General features: G+C 69.2%; 11 protein-coding genes. 4 read left to right on the plus strand and 7 right to left on the minus strand.

Translation table 11 applies throughout. The features are described from left to right. Positions 1 to 72: 72 nt before the first annotated feature. On the minus strand, positions 73 to 1,872 hold the full coding sequence (gene eccE, locus H0264_RS06045) for a type VII secretion protein EccE (protein WP_181583045.1): 1,800 nt from the start codon (positions 1,870 to 1,872) through the stop codon (positions 73 to 75). Positions 1,873 to 2,000: 128 nt separating this feature from the next. Between eccE and eccB the strand changes: the two genes are divergently transcribed. Continuing rightward, positions 2,001 to 3,500, plus strand: a complete 1,500-nt coding sequence (gene eccB, locus H0264_RS06050) for a type VII secretion protein EccB (protein ID WP_181583046.1) — start codon at positions 2,001 to 2,003, stop codon at positions 3,498 to 3,500. Between the two features lie 10 nt (positions 3,501 to 3,510). On the opposite strand, the gene eccA is transcribed toward eccB, so the two are convergent. After that, positions 3,511 to 5,331 (minus strand): type VII secretion AAA-ATPase EccA, encoded by a 1,821-nt coding sequence (gene eccA, locus H0264_RS06055; RefSeq protein WP_181583047.1) that lies wholly within the window; start codon positions 5,329 to 5,331, stop codon positions 3,511 to 3,513. A gap of 176 nt (positions 5,332 to 5,507) precedes the next feature. Between eccA and eccD the strand changes: the two genes are divergently transcribed. Genes eccD through eccCa form a run of 3 tightly spaced genes read left to right on the plus strand, consistent with a single transcriptional unit; the run spans position 5,508 to position 12,480 of the window. Beyond that, complete coding sequence (gene eccD / locus H0264_RS06060) at positions 5,508 to 6,983, plus strand: type VII secretion integral membrane protein EccD (RefSeq protein ID WP_181583048.1); 1,476 nt, start codon at positions 5,508 to 5,510, stop codon at positions 6,981 to 6,983. Positions 6,984 to 7,015: 32 nt separating this feature from the next. Next, positions 7,016 to 8,392: a type VII secretion-associated serine protease mycosin gene (gene mycP / locus H0264_RS06065; RefSeq protein ID WP_181585323.1), complete on the plus strand. Its 1,377-nt coding sequence runs from the start codon at positions 7,016 to 7,018 to the stop codon at positions 8,390 to 8,392. A gap of 44 nt (positions 8,393 to 8,436) precedes the next feature. Further along, on the plus strand, positions 8,437 to 12,480 hold the full coding sequence (gene eccCa / locus H0264_RS06070; protein WP_181583049.1) for a type VII secretion protein EccCa: 4,044 nt from the start codon (positions 8,437 to 8,439) through the stop codon (positions 12,478 to 12,480). Between the two features lie 24 nt (positions 12,481 to 12,504). Here eccCa and H0264_RS06075 read toward each other — a convergent pair whose 3' ends face one another. From H0264_RS06075 to H0264_RS06095, 5 genes are all read right to left on the minus strand, one after another. Then, entirely contained in the window at positions 12,505 to 14,100 is a 1,596-nt protein-coding gene (locus H0264_RS06075; RefSeq protein WP_181583050.1) for a serine/threonine-protein kinase, read from the minus strand. Between the two features lie 6 nt (positions 14,101 to 14,106). Continuing rightward, positions 14,107 to 15,348, minus strand: a complete 1,242-nt coding sequence (locus tag H0264_RS06080) for a DUF7373 family lipoprotein (RefSeq protein WP_181583051.1) — start codon at positions 15,346 to 15,348, stop codon at positions 14,107 to 14,109. 9 nt (positions 15,349 to 15,357) lie between these two features. Further along, complete coding sequence (locus tag H0264_RS06085; protein WP_181583052.1) at positions 15,358 to 16,581, minus strand: DUF7373 family lipoprotein; 1,224 nt, start codon at positions 16,579 to 16,581, stop codon at positions 15,358 to 15,360. 177 nt (positions 16,582 to 16,758) lie between these two features. Then, positions 16,759 to 17,208 (minus strand): GNAT family N-acetyltransferase, encoded by a 450-nt coding sequence (locus H0264_RS06090; protein WP_231084111.1) that lies wholly within the window; start codon positions 17,206 to 17,208, stop codon positions 16,759 to 16,761. A 125-nt stretch (positions 17,209 to 17,333) separates the two neighbouring features. Next, positions 17,334 to 18,173, minus strand: a complete 840-nt coding sequence (locus H0264_RS06095) for a GntR family transcriptional regulator (RefSeq protein WP_181583054.1) — start codon at positions 18,171 to 18,173, stop codon at positions 17,334 to 17,336. Between the last annotated feature and the right edge of the window lie 200 nt (positions 18,174 to 18,373).

Consider the following 18,373-nt stretch of genomic DNA (forward strand, 5'->3'; position numbering starts at 1 on the left):
GTGGCAGCCGCGAGCCCGCCTGGTTGAGTGGCGATCCCGCGGCTCGCGCTACCCGGCTTCGCGGTTTCGGTCTCAGCGTGTTGCCGAGAGGGATTCGCCGATGTAGCCCATCTCGTCGGGGGTGGTGACCATGGTGACGGTGACCTCGGTGCTCGGCGTGCGGACCGTGATGCGGGTGGGGTGGGCGGGGTCTTGGGTGAGGACCACATCGGGGTCGGAGTCGGTGGGGGGTTCCTCGGGGGCGCGGACGTGGACGACGGTCGCGCCGCCTGCCAGCAGGGTGGGTTCGATGCCGTCGAAGACTACGACCGTGGTGGTCGGGAAGACGGCGCTCGGTTGGGGGGTGGGCGGCGGGGTGTGGGCGGTGGCGCCGGCGGTGCGCGGGGCGAGTGAGAGTGCTTGGGGCATATCGACTCTCAGGACCATGGCCTGCCACTGTTCGGGACGGTCGGTGTGCACTATCGCGCGGGCGCCCAGGGCCAGCGCGCGCAGGATGACCTGTTGGGCCAGGCCGAGGCGGCCCACCACCTCCACGTGGCGGGTGCCGTCACCGATGAGGGGCACTGCGATGCCCTGGCCGGCGTCGTCCGCGCCGATGAGTTGGCCGCAGCCGGCCGTGGGCACGGTGATGCCGAGCAGGGCGTCGCGTGGGCCCCGGTAGCCGTCGTCGCGGCGGTGGATCGGTTGCGCCGGAAGGCAATCCAGTAGTGCGGTGAGTTGCTGGCCGGTGAGTGGGCGCAATCCGCTCACCGGTGGTTCGGAGGGGGCGGTGGCGGTGTCGAAGCGCACCATGGCGTGGACCGTCACCGCGTCACCGGGCTGCCCGCCGAGCACGCGATCGCGGGCCGGGCGCAGACGCACCGTGATCGTGGTGCAGAGGCTGGGGGTCGCCCAGATGTCGGCGAAGCCGCCGGAATCGATGTGCGCGCTGTCCATGTCGTAGCTGGCCAGGTGAATGCCCTCGTGCACCAGCGCTTCCGGGGTCTCCACGAAGTCGGTGACCGGGACGCCGCGGGTGAGGCGGCGCAGCGCCGCGTTCATCTCCGACGCCGACAGCACCGAGGCCGAGATGTCTTGGGCGGCAAGCCGGTTGGCCACGCGCCGGGTGGCGATCATGGCCGTGCGCAGGGTGCCGACGGCACCGCCGCCACGATTGTCCACGGCGGTGGCATTGGCGAGCGGGTCCAGCCGCAGCACCAGCCACACCGTGCGGTGCGCGATGGCGGGCAGCGGGCCCACGATCTGGTCGTAGAGCCGCCCCAGCGGTCCCGCATCGGAGGTGCGCGCACCGAGGGCGATCACATCCACCGAATCCAGCGTGATGTCGAACTGCCCCAGGCAGCCCGCGATCTCGTCGAGCGGCAGCAGCTGATCGGTGCTGATCGATCCCGGCCGCAGCAGCGTGAGGGTGTCCGGCGGCGGATCGATGCGCAGCATGGTCACCAGAAGCCCACCGTTCCAATGCATTCCGTACACGCCGCCTTCAGGCAGCGGGACGTCGAACGGCTCGGTCTCGGACTCGGTGGCACATTGGGCGCGCCACCGCCGCACCGCGAGCGTGATCCGGTTGGCGAGCATGGTGGCCGGGCCGCGCGGCCTGCGGCGGCGCACCGGCGCCGCGCCCGCGGCGAACACCAGCGCGCCGATCACGGCACTCCAGATCGGCGAAAGATCCAGCGCCACAGCTGTCCATGCCGCCAGCGCGGCGAACAGTCCCAGCGGAATCAACACGTGCAACGGCAGATCGGTGAACAACCAGAATTCGGTATCGCGCAAACTCGAGTTCACCGAGTTTTCATTTTCCGGTGTATTCGGCGCACCGTTTTCGCCTGCGCCGGAATCATTCTCCGGATCGCGCGTGTCGTCGCTCACGGCATTTACCGTACCGCGCAACCGAAATCCGGTCGCGCGGAGTTAACCACGCCTCGAACTATTCGAAAGACGCGGCGAATACGGTAATTTCGTCGCCGATCCCCCGACCACCGTCCGATGGAGTTTTCGTGCCGGCTCAGCTGACCACCCGGGCCCAGGTCAACGGATACCGTTTCCTGCTGCGCCGCCTCGACCACGCCCTGGTCCGCCGCGATGTGCGCATGCTGCACGACCCCATGCGCTCGCAGCTGCGCTCGCTCATGGTGGGCGCGGTGCTGGGCGTGCTGGTGGTGGCGGGCGCGGCCATCATGGCCTTCCTGCGCCCGCAAGGCGCCATCGGCGACGCCAAGATCGTGATGGGCAAGGACAGCGGCGCGCTGTATGTCTTCTACACCGACAAACAAACCAAGGAGACCCGTCTGCATCCGGTGCTCAATCTGGCCTCGGCCCGTCTGATCAGCGGCAGCGCGGAAAACCCCACCTCGGTGAAGGACAGCAAGCTGACCTCGCAGCCGCGCGGCGCGCTGCTCGGCATCCCGGGTGCGCCCGCCGCCCTGCCCGGCACCGCGCAGAGCGACCGCTCCGATTGGACGCTGTGCGACACCGCCGAGCTGTCGATCACCGGCAGCGCCGCGGCCTCGACCGGCGTGCGCACCACCGTCCTGGCCACCGAACCCGAACTGAGCGACCGCATTCGCGCCTTCACCCGCGAGGAAGCCGTCCTGGCCAAGCGCGGCGACAAGACCTACCTGCTCTACGACGGCAAACGCGCCGAGGTGGACCCCAACGATTCGGTCATCGCGCGGGCGCTCGGCCTGATCGGCCTGCGTCCCCGACCGGTCAGCACCGGCCTGCTCGACGCGGCCGTCCCGGTCCAGCCGCTGACCCTGCCCACTGTCCCCGAGGCCGGAAGACCCGGTCCCGGCAAGCTTTCCGAGGTGCCGGTGGGTGGCATCGTCTCGGTCGCGGGCGTCGGGCGCGACGCGGCGTCCACGCTCTACGTGGTCCTGGCCGACGGCGTCCAGCGCATCGGCGATTTCACCGCGGAGGTGCTGCGCACCGCGAACTCCCAGGGCATGCGCGAGATCAAGGATGTCCCGCCGGACGTGCTCACCGGAATGCCGGTGCTGCACAGTCTTCCGCTGGATCACTTTCCCGCCGTGGCCCCCCGCATCCTGCGCGCCGACGACAGCCCCGTGACCTGCTTGAACTGGTCCAAGCAGCACACTTCCGATGCGGGCGAGGTGGACGGCGAAGCCGGCCGCGCCACCCTGACCTTCTTCGCCGGAACCCGCCTGCCCCTGCCGGATTCGGCCGCCCCGGTCCCGCTCGCCACCGCCGATGGTGTCGGCGACCGCATCGATGCCGCCTACCTGCGCCCCGGCTCCGGCGAATACCTCCAGACCACCGGCACGGCTCCCGGCAGCCCGCGCCTGGGCAGCCTGTTCTATGTGGCGGAGAACGGGATTCGCTACGGCGTCCCCGACGCCGCCACCGGTGAACTGCTCGGCCTGGGCAAGAAGCCCCGGCCCGCCCCCTGGGGCATCGTCGGCCAGCTCGTGCCCGGCCCCACACTGTCCAAGCAGGAGGCCCTGGTCGCTCACGACGCCCTGCCCACCGGCTTCTGACCGGTGGGCGTCAGTTGACGCCGAGGGACGACAGCACGGTGGCGAGCGCGGCCTCCATGTCGGGCGCTTCGATGCGCATGAGCACCGCCGCGTCCGCACTGGCCAGGTCGAGCGAAATGTCGTTGGCCAGGCGGAATTCCCGCTCCTCCTCGGCGGCCTCGATGACATTGCGAATGAAGCGGCCATTGCCGGCGAGGTCGATGCCGCGCCGTGGCTGTCCGCTCTGGTCGGTCCGTTCGGAGTTGTAGAGCTTGTCGCAGGCGGCCTCCAGCAGCGCCACCGCCTCGGGCGTCAGCTCGGAATCCCGGGACCCGGCAATGAGATTGCCGATCTGGCCGAGCTCTTCCGGTGTGTAGGACGGGAACTGGAGCCGCTTGGCGAAGCGGGACGCGAGGCCGTCATTGGCGGCCAGCAGCCGGTCGATCTCACCGTCGTAGCCGGCGATGATCACGACCAGCCGGTCGCGGTCGTTCTCCATGCGCGCCAGCAGCGTGTCGACCGCTTCGCGACCGAAGGCGTCGCCGCCCGAAAGCCCGGTCTGGATCAGCGTGTACGCCTCGTCGATGAACAGCACGCCGTCCATGGCGCTGTCGATCAGCTTGTCGGTCTTGATGGCGGTGCTGCCCAGATGCTGGCCGACGAAGTCCATGCGCTTGGCCTCGACCACCTTGTCGGTCTTCAACAGCCCGACGCCGCAATAGATCTTGGCCACCACGCGCGCGATGGTCGTCTTGCCCGTTCCGGGCGGTCCGGTGAAGGCGAGATGGTTGCCGCGCGGCACGCTGGCCATACCCTTTTCGGCCCGGATCTTGGCCAGCTGCGCGGTCGCCTGCAACTTGGCGACCTGGGTTTTGACGGCGGTGAGCCCGATCTGCCGGTCCAATTCCGCACGCGCGTCGGCCAGAATCTGCTGAGCCCGGTCTTCGTGTTCGGCGGCCCGCAACTGTTCGGCAGACGGCGCGGACGCCGGATCCCAGCGGTCGGTACGCGATTCGATGGCCTCGCGGGTGGTCACCGTGATCCCGTAGGTGCGGTCGCGCATGGCCGCGGTATTGGCGGCGAAGTCGGGCGCCTGCGAGTACACCTGCTCGAAGAGCCGCTGCGCCTCCTCCTGTTTCCCGGAGGCGCGCAGGCACAGCCCGCGGCAGAACATGGCGGTGGTGCGCGCCGCCGGAATCGGCCCGGCCTCGGCCTGCTCCAGCCGCCGCACCGCCTCCCCGTACAGTCCGAGCTGCGCACAGGCCGAACCGACCATGACATGCGCGCCCGCGGCCAGGTACGCGTCCGGCCACTCCGCCGATCCGGCGAGCACGGCCATCACATCCGGCCAGCGCTGCGTCGAATAGTGCAGGACGCCACGGACATACGCCGCGATCCGATTGTCGATCTCGAAGTCGGGATCCGAGCGGTTGCCCGCCCGCTGCGCGGCGAGCTGATCGAGCACCTGCTCGGCCTCGTCGTAATCCTTGTCGGCGATGAGCTGCGCGGCATAGGCCAGCGCGATCTCGGTGAGGCTGGCGAGCGGGTAGTCGATGTACAGCCCGGACAGGAAGCGCCCCACCAGCGTGCGTGGCGCGAGCCCGACCCGGCGCTGTTCCCGCCCCAGACTGGAACTGTTCTTGTACAGGTTGGACAGCACCTCCCGGGTGACCTCGCCGGCGGCGGCGCGGCCCAGCCAGGCGTCGGCCATCCCCGCATCCCATTCGGTGGCCCGCCCGAACGCAAGCTTCGCGTATTCGAGGTCCTTGGCCGATTCCTGACCGTCGATGGTGAGGCCGAGGGAAAGTACCCCGGCGTCGAAGGCGCGTTGTGCTTGGCGATTGCCGGACATATTGACGTCGGTCCTCAGAATTTGCTCGGTGTATGAATTGCGTTAATCTTCCGGCCCATTCAGCCATCGCATCGGCAAGGACCTTGGGATACATTATGTTTCGCAAGGTTGCTGAGACAAGTGTTGTGCATGCCGCGGACCGGCATTGTGTGAAGTGAACTGGGGTCGTTCGGCAATTGACCGAGTCATTGAGCGGCGGCGCACGAGTCGCCGAGGTTGAGCTGTGCCGGGTATCGGTCATCGGCGGGAACACCCAGGTCGATGTGGGGCTTCCGGCCACCGTGCCGATCGGGGCGTTCATCGGAGATCTGGTGGCGCTCATCGCATCCCGCAATCCGGATCCGGTGGATGCCGAAGAAGGTTCGGCCGCACTGAAATCCGAGCACTGGACGCTGGCCCGCCTGGGCCGTGACGCCCTCCCGCCCGGCCGCACGCTGGCCGAGGCCGAGGTCTACGACGGCGAGCTGCTGGTGCTGCGCGCGGTCGGCGCGAAGGAAGCGCCGGCGCTGTTCGACGATGTCATCGACGCCGTGGCCCGGTTGACCGCCAACGACTTTCGCGGCTGGTCGCCGGTCGCGGCCAAATGGTCCGGCCTGATCGTGGCCGTCACGGCGACGATTCTGGCGCTGCTGCTGTTCGCCGAACGACGCGGCAGCGACGGCGGGCTGGGCACCGGCTTCCTGTGCCTGGGCGTCGCCGTGGGTGCCGGGGTGGCCGCGGCCATCGCCGCCCGCAAGTACCTCGACACCGTGACCGGGGTCGGGCTGTCGGTGTGCGCGCTGCTGCTCTGTTTCGGCGGCGGCGCGCTGCTGGTCCCCGGACAACTCGGTAGTTCGGCTGCGCTGCTGGGCTTTTCGGCGACCCTGGTGGCCGCGGTGGCGCTCTATCGCGCCACCGGAGTCGGCGCGACGCTGACCGCCGCCGCCATCACCATCGCGGTCTTCGCCGGTGGTTCCGCCGCCGTGCGCCTGATCTGGGACACCGATCCCGCGCATCTGGCCTCCGGGGTCATGGTGGCCGGTATCGCCCTGCTCTCGGCCGTGCCCCGGCTGGCGGCGCTGGCCGCACGGCTCCCGGTCCCGCCGGTGCCGACCGCGGGCGCGGCCATCGACCCGGCCGACCACGAACCCCGCCCCACCCTGGAGGGCATCGGCGCGATCGGCGCGACCGCCCTGCCCTCGGCGGCCGGGCTGGGCCAGCGCGCGGATGCCGCCAACCGCTATCAGACCGGCATGATCGCGGCCGCCGCGCTGGCCGTGGTGACCGGTGCGCTCGGCGCGATCGACCCGTGGGACGCCCCGCGCTGGCAGCAGCTCGCACTGGCCGTCATCGCCGCGGTGATCCTGAGCCTGCGCGGGCGCGCCTTCGCCGACCTGGCGCAGGCCGCCGCGATGATCTCCGCCGCCGCCCTGCTCATCGCCGGGCTGCTCGTCGGATTGGCGCTCGCCGACCCCGCGCGGCTGGTGCTGTGCGGTGGTCTGCTGCTCGGATTCGCCTTGCTGGTGGTGGTTTTCGGGGTCGTGGGCCCGCACCTGGAGATCACCCCGGTGACCCGGCGCGCGGGCGAGATCTTCGAATACCTGCTGATCTGCGCGATCATCCCGCTGGTGCTGTGGATCACGGGCGTGTACTCGATGGCGCGGAACCTGTGATTCGTCGCTGTGGCGGATTCCTCAGCGCGGCCATGATTCTGGCCGCGTCGCTGACGTTCGGCGCACCTCCGGCGGCGGCGCTGACGCCACCCGGCATCATTCCCGACGCCTTCGGCATCGCCGCCGCCCTCGCCGACCTGCCGACCCCGCTGGAGAAGACCGAGCAGAAGGGCCTGTGCCTGGAGCGCAAGCTCGTCAACGGCCCGCCCTCGGAACCACCTGTGGCACAACGTGTCCTGGACCTTCCGTCCGCCTGGCAGTTCAGCCGGGGCGCGGGCCAGAAGGTCGCGGTCATCGACACCGGCGTGAATCCGCATCCGCGCCTGCGCGCCGTGGAAGCCGGCGGCGACTATGTCTCCGACACCGACGGACTGGTCGACTGTGATTCGCGCGGAACCCTCATCGCGGGCATCATCGCCGCTCAGCCGTCACCGGACGACGCCTTCGCCGGCGTCGCACCCGAGGCCGACATCCTCAGCATTCGCCAGTACAGCCTGGCCTGGTCGCCCGCCGACCGCGAGCGCGCCAACGACCGGGTGCACGGCGATATGACCGGCGCGGCCGGCTACGGCAATGTGAACACTCTCGCCGGGGCCGTGGTCCGGGCCGTCGAGATGGGCGCGACCGTCATCAATATCTCCGAAGTCGGCTGCACCGCAGCGAGTTCGGTGGGGCCGCTGCCCGTCGACGCGGCGCTGGGAGCGGCCGTGAAGTACGCCTTCGACCGCAATGTCGTGGTCGTCTCGGCGGCCGGTGATCTGACCGCCAATGGCACCTGCCGCAACCAGAACGCCGACAGCGGCTGGGAGCGCGCCACCACCGTCGTCATGCCCGCCTGGTACGCCCCCTACGTCCTGTCGGTCGCCTCGGTCGATCCGGACGGCAACCCCTCGGCGCTGTCCATGAACGGCCCGTGGGTGAGCGTCGCCGCGGTCGGCCGCCGCATCGTGTCCCTGGACAGCAAGCCCGGCGGCACCGGCCTCGTCGACGCCGAACCCAGTGATCAGGGCCTGCAACCCATCGAGAGCACCAGCTTCGCCGCCCCGTACGTCGCCGGGCTCGCCGCCCTGGTGCGCGCGCGTTTTCCGGAACTCACCGCCGCGCAGGTCATGGACCGCATCATCCGCACCGCGCACGCTCCCGGCCCCGGCCGCGACGACCGCATCGGCGCGGGTCTCGTGGACCCCGTCGCGGCGCTCACCGCGCAGCTGCCCGACCAGCCCATCGGCGCGGGCGCGGGCACGCCCCGGGTGATGCTGCTGCCCGCCGACCCGATCGGCCCGGACCCGCTGCCCCGGCGGGTGGCCGTGATCGGCTCCCTCACCTGCCTGCTGGCCCTGGCGGTCGGTGCGGCCCTGGCGATTCCGTGGCGGCGCTCGCGCGACGACGAACTCCCCGATCTCGATTGACCACCGCCCCAACGATTCACGAGGCTGGAGCACTGTAGAAGACCATGGTTACCGAAGGTTTCGTGCGCCGTCCCCGCATCGCCCCGCCGCGCGCTCCCGGCGGCGAGGTGGCGCTGACCCCGCCGCCGGAGATCCAACGGCCCACGCCTACACCATTGCTCATGAAGCTCATGCCGGTGGTCATGCTGATCGCCGTCATCGGCATGATCGCGATGATGGCCATGATGGGGCGCAGCCTGCTGTCCAACCCCATGATGATGATGTTCCCGCTCATGATGATCATGTCCATGGTCGGCATGATGATGGGCGTGCGCGGCGGCGGCCCCAAATCCGCGGGCGAGCTGAACGAGGAGCGCAAGGACTACTTCCGCTACCTGGCGCAGCTGCGAAAAGACGTGCGCGGCACCGGAACCAAGCAGCTGGAGACGCTGCGCTGGAGCCATCCCGAACCGGTGGAGCTGCCCTCGCTGGTCGGCACCCGCCGCATGTGGGAACGCCGCCCCGCCGATCCCGATTTCGGGCATGTGCGGGTGGGGCTCGGCTCGCACCGCCTGGCCACCAAGCTCGCGCGCCCCGAAACCGGCCCGCTGGAGGATCTGGAGCCGGTGTCGACCGTGGCGCTGCGCCGCTTCGTGCGCACGCACTCGGTGGTGCACGAACTGCCGACCGCGGTGTCGCTCAAAGCCTTTCCCGCCATCAACATCGGCGGCGAGCTCGACGAGGCGCGCACCCTGGTGCGCGCCATGCTGATGGAGCTGACCGCCTTCCACGGCCCCGATCATGTGGCTGTCGCGATTGTCTGCGCCGATCCCGACGCGCCGGCCTGGGCGTGGGCGAAATGGCTGCCGCACCTGCAACATCCGACCGCCCGCGACGGCATGGGCAGCGCCCGCATGGTGTACGGCTCGCTGGCCGAACTGGAGACCGCGCTGTCGGACGAGCTGCTCGAGCGCGGCCGGTTCATGCGCAACCCGCAACCCACCCAGGGCCGGCTGCACCTGGTGGTCGTGATCGACGACGGCTTCGTCAATGGCTCCGAACGCCTGGTCAGCGATTCCGGCCTGGATTCGGTGACCGTACTCGACCTCACCGCACCGGAATACGGGCTGGCGGCCCGGCGCGGCCTGCAACTGGTGGTCACCGCCGGTGAGATCGCCGCCCGCAGCGCCGCCGGGGTGGAGAAGTTCGCCACCGCCGATGTCATCGGCGTCACCGAGGCGGATGCCTTCGCGCGCAAGCTGTCCCGCTACCGCATCGCCACCGCCGCACAGATCGTGAGCCTGGGCGACGAGACGCGTGCCGATCCGGGGCTCATGGCGCTGCTGAAGATTCCGGACGCCGCGCAGATCGAGCCGTCCCGGGTGTGGCGGCCGCGCACCGCGCGGGAGCGGCTGCGGGTGCCCATCGGCGTCACCCCCGACGGCACGCCGGTCGAGATCGATATCAAGGAATCCGCCGAGAACGGCATGGGACCGCACGGATTGTGCATCGGCGCAACGGGTTCCGGTAAGTCGGAGTTCCTGCGGACGCTGGTGCTGTCCATGGTGACCACGCATTCCCCCGACGCCCTCAACCTGGTGCTGGTCGACTTCAAGGGCGGCGCGACCTTCCTCGGCCTGGAGGGTCTGCCGCACGTCTCGGCCGTCATCACCAACCTGGAAGAGGAACTCGCACTCGTCGACCGCATGAAGGACGCGCTCTCCGGCGAGATGAACCGCCGCCAGGAGCTGCTGCGCTCGGCGGGCAACTACGCCAATGTCACCGACTACGAAAAGGCCCGTGCCGCAGGCGTTCCCCTGGATCCGCTGCCCGCACTGTTCGTCGTGGTCGACGAGTTCTCCGAACTGCTCTCGCAGAAGCCGGATTTCGCGGACCTGTTCGTCATGATCGGCCGCCTGGGACGGTCGCTGCACGTACACCTGCTGCTGGCCTCGCAGCGTCTGGAGGAGAACAAGCTGCGCGGGCTGGACTCGCACCTGTCCTACCGGATCGGTCTGCGCACCTTCTCCGCCAACGAATCTCGCGCCGTGCTCGGTATCACCGACGCCTACCACCTGCCGAGCATCCCCGGCTCCGGCTACCTCAAGAGCGACGCCGACGACCCGCTGCGCTTCAACGCCTCCTACGTATCCGGCGCATACGTGGCCCCGGTCGGCTCCCTGCAATCCGACGGCACCGCCGCGCGCGGGCAATCGCCGACGCTGTTCACCGCCGCGCCCGTCGAGATGCCGCCGGAACCCGAGGGCGACGAGCTCGACGGCCTGCTCGGCGCGGGCCTGCCCGATCTGCCGCCCCCACCTTCGGCCGCCAATCAGGGTGGCGGCGAAGGCATTCCGGACACCCTGCTGGAGGTGGTGGTCCGCCGCCTCACCGGGCACGGCCGCCCCGCCCACGAGGTGTGGCTGCCGCCGCTGGAGGATTCGCCCACCGTGGACATGCTGCTGCCCGAACCGGATTGGCGCTCGTCGGTCAACCAGCACGGCCAGCTGTGGATGCCCATCGGCGTCATCGACAAGCCCTATGAGCAGCGCCGCGACGTGCTCACCATCAATGTGGCCGGTGCCGCCGGTCATATCGCCGTCGTCGGCGGTCCCCAGTCCGGCAAGTCCACCACGCTGCGCACCATCATCATGTCCGCCGCCGCCACGCACACGCCCGAACAGGTGCAGTTCTACTGCCTCGACTTCGGCGGCGGCAGCCTGGCCGGTCTGGCCGGAATCCCGCACGTCGGTTCCGTCGCCGGCCGTCTCGACAGTGACCGGGTGCGCCGCACCATCGCCGAACTCACCTCGCTCATGCGCCGCCGGGAGGAGCGCTTCGCCGAACTCGGCATCGAATCCATGCTGGACTTCCGCCGCCGCAAGGCCGCCGCCGTGGCGGGGGAGAGCAGCGGAGATCCGGTGGCGGAGGACAACTTCGGCGATGTGTTCCTCATCATCGACGGCTGGGCCGCCATGCGCGAGGAGTTCGATCCCCTGGAAGGCCAGATCCACGCCTTCGCCCAGCAGGGCCTGTCCTACGGCATCCACCTGGTGCTGTCCGCCTCCCGCTGGCCCGAGATCCGCCCGGTCATCAAGGACCAGATCGGCACCCGCTTGGAACTACGCCTGGGCGACCCCACCGACTCCGAAATGAACCGGCGCACAGCCGCACTCGTCCCCATGGGCCGCCCCGGCCGCGGTCTCACCCCCGATCAGCTGCACATGCTCATCGCCCTGCCGCGCCTGGATTCCGACTCCGATCCGGCCACCCTGCCCGAGGGCGTCAACGCCGCCAAGGAGGGCATGGACAAACTCTGGGGCAGCCGCCGCGCGCCCGAGGTGCGCATGCTGCCGATGCAGATCAGCCGCGAGGATGTGCTGGCCATCGCCGCCGAGCACGGTGTCGAGCAGAGCGCCACCCGGGCGGTCGTGGGCCTCGGCGAGAACGAATTGGAGCCCTGGGTCCTGGATTTCGGCGTCGAACCGCACTTCCTGGCGTTCGCCGACGTGGAGTGCGGCAAGACCACCCTGCTGCGCAATATCATCGCCGGCATCAGCGAGAGCTCCACGCCGCAGGAAGCCAAGTTCATCGTCATCGACTACCGGCGCGGTCTACTCGGTGTGGTGGACGACGAACGCCTGGGCGGCTATTCGACGTCCTCGCAGACCTCCGGCGGCATGATCGGCGAACTGGCCAAGTACATGTCGCGGCGCATCCCGCCCTCCGACATCACGCCGCAGCAGCTGCGTGAACGCAGCTGGTGGACCGGCCCGGAGATCTATGTGGTGGTCGACGACTACGACATGGTCGCCACCACCTCGAATCCCCTGCTGCCCTTGATCGAATACCTGCCGCAGGCGCGCGACATCGGCCTGCACGTGATCATCACCCGCCGCACCGGTGGCGCGTCCCGGGCGCTGTTCGATCACGTGGTCGGCGGCATGAAGAACCTGTCGGTCGACACGCTGATCATGAGCGGCCCCCGCGACGAGGGCAAGCTCATCGGCGACGTCCGCCCGATGAAGCTCCCGCCCGGCCGCGGCATCCTGGTCTCGCGCACCCGCGGCCAGGAAATGATGCACATCGCCCACCTGCCGCCGCTCTGAGCCGGACTCGCCAAGGGCGGCAGACTATTTGACGCCCTTGGCGAGAATCGGGAGGAGCTTGTCGAGCAGGACGCGCTCGCTGTCGTCGGTCCAGTTCCGCAGCGCCTCCACGGCGAGCGGATCATCGAGCACGAGCACGGTCGCGGTGGTCTTCGTCATCGAGAACGGCAGATCCCGCATGCCGCCGCCGCCCGCGCTCGCATCACTGCGCACGGCCAGGATGTACCCGGTCTTCACCGGCGCGAGCAATTCCGAGTAGTAGCTGCTGCCGTTCTCGGTCCGCGGTGACGGCTCCTCGCCGCTGCGCGCGAACGCCTGGTGGTAGGCGAAGCCCAGCCCCTCCAGGAATCGGCTCTGCGGACCGGGTTTCAGATACGCGCCGAAATTCATGGCCGCCGAATCGCCGGTGACATCCACGGCGACAATGTTCTTCCCCTCGAAGGCGGGGTAGAGCCGCCGCGCATCGGTCAGGGTCGTCGGCTGTGCCGCCGCGGACGTGCTCGGTGCGCCGGCGGCCGGGGGAGTCGCGGTGTCGTCGCCCTTCCCGCTCAGCGCCCACACCGTGCCCGCCACCGCCACGGCGACCACCAGCCCGGCGGCTCCGATCAGCATCCCCGTGCGTCCCGAGCCGCGGGATCCGCGGCTGGGCGGCGCGGGCGCCTCCGTGCGCGTGGTATACGAGTTGGTCGCTTGCGGCACAATCGGATTCGCGACGCTCGCCGGTGCGGAAAAGTGCCGCACGCTGTCCGGCGCGGTGGGGGCCGCCAGCGTGGACACCCCGTGCACCAGCGCTTGCCGCAGCGCGGTGGTGAACTCGTGGCAGGTGTCGAACCGTTCCGCCGGATTCTTCGCCATCGCCACCGCCAGCACCTGATCCACCGCGGGCGGCAGCGCGAAATTCACCTCGCTGATCCGCGGCGGCGGCTCGTGCAGATGACCGATCATGACCCGGGTCGGCTGGGTCGACGGATACGGATTCCGGCCGGTCACCAGCTTGAAGAACGAGCACGCCAGGCTGTAGATGTCGGCGCGATGATCCACCCGCTCACCGCTGAGCTGCTCCGGCGAGGCGTAGGCGATGGTGGCGACGAAGCTGCCGGCCTGGGTCAGCTCGAGCGTGTCGTCGGTCGACTTGGCCACGCCGAAATCGGTGAGCAGCACCCGTTCCTCCTCTCCGTCGGCCTGGGCCAGCAGGAAGTTGGCGGGCTTGATGTCGCGGTGCAGCAGGCCCCGCCGATGCGCGTGATCCAGGCCCCGGCCCACCTCGGTGACGATCCGCAGCGCCCGCTCCGGAGTCATGGCCTGCTGATCCAGCGTCATGGCCGCCGCGGCGTCGATGCCGTCCACGTACTGCATGGCGATCCAGAGCTGGCCGTTCTCCTCGCCCCGGTTGTAGACCGCCACCACATTCGGATGATCGAGCGCCGCAGCCAGATTCGCCTCCCGCTCGAAGCGGCCGCGGAACTCCTGATCGGCGCTGTACTGCGCGCTGAGCACCTTGATCGCGTCCCGGCGCGGCAGGATCGGATGCTTGGCCAGGAACACCGTGCCCATGCCGCCCGCGCCGAGCACCCGCTCGATGCGGTAGCCGCCGACCACACTGCCCGGTCCGATCGCCATCACGGTCTACCGCGCTTTCGCATTGGCGAGCAGGGCGTACTGCGCGGCGGCGCGTTGATGCGCGTCCTTGAGCTGGGTGCTGGTCACCCGCGCGACGTACCGGTCGTAGCGGACCATGCAGTAGAAGTTGTTGCGCGTCTTGCTCTCTTCCACATTGCACCATGAGTCGGGCACGCCCTCGGGCGCGTCGGCGGCCTTGGCCGTCTTCGCCTGGATCGCCGAAGACAGTGCGGTGGCGGAGGTTTCGTCGCGGGCGCGCAGCACCATGCCGCCGGACTTCACCGTGGAGGTGTAGTCGACCCCGCCGATGCCGAGCAGCTCCCGCCAGGACTCCATATCGCCCGCGCCGTGCAGGAATGCCCTTGCGGCCAGCCAGTTCTCGGTCTGGACCGAGGGCGTCATGTACTTCTCGGGATGCAGGGTGCGCCGCAGCATGCCCTCGGGGTCGTAGTCCAGGCGCAGCACCTCGCGCGCCGACAGCGGTTGCAATGCGTCCAGCAGCGGCAACTGCACCGCGAGGACCTGTTGTGCCCTGGCGCGCAACAGATTCGAATCCGCCTCCGGCAGCTGCACGAACACATTGATCACGTAGTTGCCGCGCGCCAGCGTCGCGGCCATATTCGTAATGCCCGGTCGCCAATGGGCTTTCGCGTCCGGATAGTCGGTCAGCGTCAAGCGCTCGTTGAGATCCGGGGCCACCGCGAAGTCGGCCGCCTCCATGTCGATCGCGGCGGTGCGGGCCGAATCCTGGTCCGGGAACTGCAATACGGTCAGATTCACCGCCGAGCCGTCCGGGGGTGGCTCCCCGTGACCGAAGGCGTTCATGACCTCCGTCGACCCGAACCCGTCCTGGGAGATCTTGTGGGTGCTCGAGGTGGTGGAGTAGCCGAACTGCATCCCGTGCCGTTCGGCCGCCTGCGCGGCGACCTCGGCCAGCACCATGTCCGCCCGGCTCGCGGAGGTGATGTCCACGACCCGCGTCGTGTACTTCAACGCCGGATCGATCTCGAGCCCGTTGGCGACCGCACCGGCCAGGCGCATGACCGCCAGTTCCGCGCCATTGTCCAGCCGATGGTTGTACTCGCGGCGGTAATCCAGCGGTTCGACCGGATAACTTCCGATATCGAGTGCGCGAACATCGATCTCACCCGCCGCGGGTGTGCCGGAGATCGTCGCGCAGCCGGTGAGCACGGTCGCCGCCAGCGCCCCGATCGCGATCGACCCGCGAATGCCTTTGTGCCAAGCCATGTCCGCCGCCTACCTACTGTTCACCAGGAGCGCGTACTGCGCCGAGATCCGCTGCTGCACATCGGACATCTGCTCCCCCCACGCCATGGCCACGTACCGGTCCCGGCTCACCCAGCAGTAGTTCGGGATCGCGCCGGTGCTCGGGCCGACATAGGTGGCGCAGCGCGCGCTCGGCAGTGCGGCCGGGCCCGCGGCGGTGCGGAAGTACTTGTCGTACGACAGCTGTTCGCGCAACCGCTGGGCCGCATCGATGTCCTTGGCCCGGATCACCCGGGTGGCGCCCCACGACACCGCGTCGACTCCGGCCTCGTCGTATTGCGCCCGCAGCTCGGCGGGTTCGCTCATCAGGTGCAGGTCACCGGCGAGGGAGTACACGCCCGGGGGACCGTGGTAGTAGTCCTCGGAGGTGCGCCACAGCGTCCGGCGGTACATGCCGGTGGGGTCGAGTTCCATGGTGGCCAGCTGATCGACCGGCGTCGGCTGGAAGGAACGCAGCCGGTCGGAGGTCGCGGTGATGCTCTTGTCCGCCAGGTTCAGCAGCAGGTCCTTGTCGGAGACCTTCAGCACCCGGTTCTCCTCGCTCTGCGCGATGGTCACGATGACGTACCGTCCGGTCGAGTACCACGCGGCCAGGGCCTGCTTGCTCGGCTGCCACCGCACCACCGCGTTCGCGTGCACCGCGGACTTCAGGGTCTCCACCACATTCGGGCTGCGGTCATAGGGCTCTTGGAACTCGCGGACCGACAGCGCCGCCGCGGCCGCGGTCGCCGCGCTGTCCGATTCGAAGAGCAGCACCGATGTGGACAGCGCATTGCCGATATTGGGGTCGTCGTCGGTCTGCCCCGTGCTCGCGAACCCGGCCACGAAACCCTTGGTGTCGGAATTGAATCCGTCGCTCTTCAGGAATGTGTGCATGGCCAGCGTGCTCTTGCCCTCCTCAGGTTCGAGGAACGCGTGCGTGGTCGTGGTCTGATTGACCCGCAGGCTCGGATCGATCTCGAACGGAGCCGGAATGAACCCCGCCATCCGCTGCGCCTCGAAGAACCGGGCCACCATCACCCGGTTCTTCGGCTGGAATTCCTTGGGCTGGGTGTTGTAGCCGCCGACATCCAGGGCGGCCAGATCGACTTCCGGATCCGTCACGGCCGCAGCCGGTTCGGACCCACAGGCGGCGGCCGCCCCCACTCCGGTGACCAGCAGCAGCGCCGCCAGTCGTCGTCCCAGCACACGCATGGGTCGCCTCATCACCATCCCTCTCCCTCGGCATGTGACCGCGCGAAAACCGCTGCAATGCCGTGGGTCCCACCCCGAGCTCGCGCGGAAGGTCCGCGCGGCAGCGGAAAACGATCATCCGCTGCGGGGGAGTCTAGCCTGGCGACCGGTTTGTCACGCTCTGGCCGTTTGTCCGGTTCAGCCCGCGGACAGTTCCGCCGGACGACTCAGCGGCACCGGGAGATGGGCGGGAATCCAGCTGTCGGCGCGACGCTCGAACAGGGCACGGGACGGTCCGGTGGCTTCCGGCCCGGCGATCCGCGCGAGCCGGAAGCCGGCTCTGCGGTAGTAGTCGTGCAATCCCGGATTGGTGGTCCAGGCGTCCAGCCGGACCCAGGTGCGATGCCGCGTCCGGGCCAGCATGGCGGCATGCGCGAGCAGGGCGTCGCCCACCCGCTGCCCCGCGAAGCGCAGGTCCACGATCATGTAGTGCACGATGACCGCGTCCGCCAGTTCACCCGGCGACCACAGGCCCTCATCGGCGCGATCGTTCACCGTGATGGTGCCCGCCGGTTCGCCGTCGATCTCGGCGATCCAGGTCTCGCCCCCGCGAATGGCCTGCGCCACCGACCGGACGAAGGTCTCCATGGGGAGCCCTCGCCCGGCCCGGGTCCATTGATCGCTGCCGCGGGCGGCCAGCCAATGGGTGCGTTGCCGTCGGAACCTGGTGATGGTTCCGACGTCGCCGATGTGGGCCGGGCGAAGGTGCGGAATCATGGCGAGCCGGGTAGTAGCGAACTCTCGAAGGAATGGGAATTGCCCGGCGGCAGAGCGGTTCCCAGCGTCCGCCGGATCACCTCGGTGCCCGCGGCATCGCCCAGCTCGTACGCCAGCCGATTGCGGGCCGCGGTGGAGCGATGCCGGGTGACGCGGGTGATGCGATCGTGCGTGGCCCCGATGCGCAGATGGTCGACCAGGAACGTGCTCGGCCCGACGCCCAGCACCGCCGCCTCCTCCGCCGTGGCCGGCCGCGCGACAATGGTGTCGCGATGCGCCGTCTCGGCGAAGCCGCGCGCCGCCAACCGGCGCGTGGTGCCCTCCGGAATGTCGTGCGGGCAGTCGATTCCGGTGGCCTCGGCCAGATCTCGCGGGTAGAAGCTGACCTCCCACGACCACGGCTCGTTGTCCAGATACTGCATGATCGTGCGCGACACCACCCACTCGTCCCGGTCCACGCCCAGCCAGTGTGCGACCTCCGGGGAGGCCGGTTCCATTCTCGCACTGAACTGTTTGGACGGCTCGCGGCCCGCCGCCCGCGCGATCTCGGAGAAGATATCGTGCGCGGCCTTGGGCCGGTCGGGCCGAATGTGGTTGGTGACAACCGATTCCAGCACTTCCTGACTCCGCACGATGGTGCCGCGGGAAGTTGCTGTGTAGACCAGGTTTTCGGCGACCAGCAGCTGAATAGCGTTGCGAGCGGTGGTGATCGAGACCTGCATCTGATCGGCCAGCTCGTTATGGCTCGGTAGTCGATCGCCCGGTTTCCATTTGCCGGCGCGGATCTCCTCGCGGAGGAGGTCTGCGATCCGTTGATATCTCGGACCGTCCGCCATCTCGCTCCTCGGTTGTTGCTTCAAGGCACCGAAGTCTACTCCGGTGGCCGAACTGCCGTGTAAGGCTTGACACCAGTGTTCTGAGGTTTATTGTAATGAAGGTCCTGAATGCGGTGTTGGTCAGCGATGAACGCGAGGCAACGTGGCTGGTTCGGAGACGTCAAATACGGTCGTAGTGGCACTGCCCGACGTATCCCCGC

It is taken from the genome of Nocardia huaxiensis, from assembly GCF_013744875.1.
Lineage (GTDB): Bacteria > Actinomycetota > Actinomycetes > Mycobacteriales > Mycobacteriaceae > Nocardia > Nocardia huaxiensis.

What these genes read in the sequence shown, in the direction of transcription:
- H0264_RS06090 (WP_231084111.1), bottom strand. Translation starts at nt 17,208, where the DNA reads ATGGAGACCTTCGTCCGGTCGGTGGCGCAGGCCATTCGCGGGGGCGAG.
- mycP (WP_181585323.1), top strand. Translation starts at nt 7,016, where the DNA reads ATGATTCTGGCCGCGTCGCTGACGTTCGGCGCACCTCCGGCGGCGGCG.
- H0264_RS06075 (WP_181583050.1), bottom strand. Translation starts at nt 14,100, where the DNA reads ATGGCGATCGGACCGGGCAGTGTGGTCGGCGGCTACCGCATCGAGCGG.
- H0264_RS06085 (WP_181583052.1), bottom strand. Translation starts at nt 16,581, where the DNA reads ATGCGTGTGCTGGGACGACGACTGGCGGCGCTGCTGCTGGTCACCGGA.
- eccA (WP_181583047.1), bottom strand. Translation starts at nt 5,331, where the DNA reads ATGTCCGGCAATCGCCAAGCACAACGCGCCTTCGACGCCGGGGTACTT.
- H0264_RS06080 (WP_181583051.1), bottom strand. Translation starts at nt 15,348, where the DNA reads ATGGCTTGGCACAAAGGCATTCGCGGGTCGATCGCGATCGGGGCGCTG.
- eccCa (WP_181583049.1), top strand. Translation starts at nt 8,437, where the DNA reads ATGGTTACCGAAGGTTTCGTGCGCCGTCCCCGCATCGCCCCGCCGCGC.
- H0264_RS06095 (WP_181583054.1), bottom strand. Translation starts at nt 18,173, where the DNA reads ATGGCGGACGGTCCGAGATATCAACGGATCGCAGACCTCCTCCGCGAG.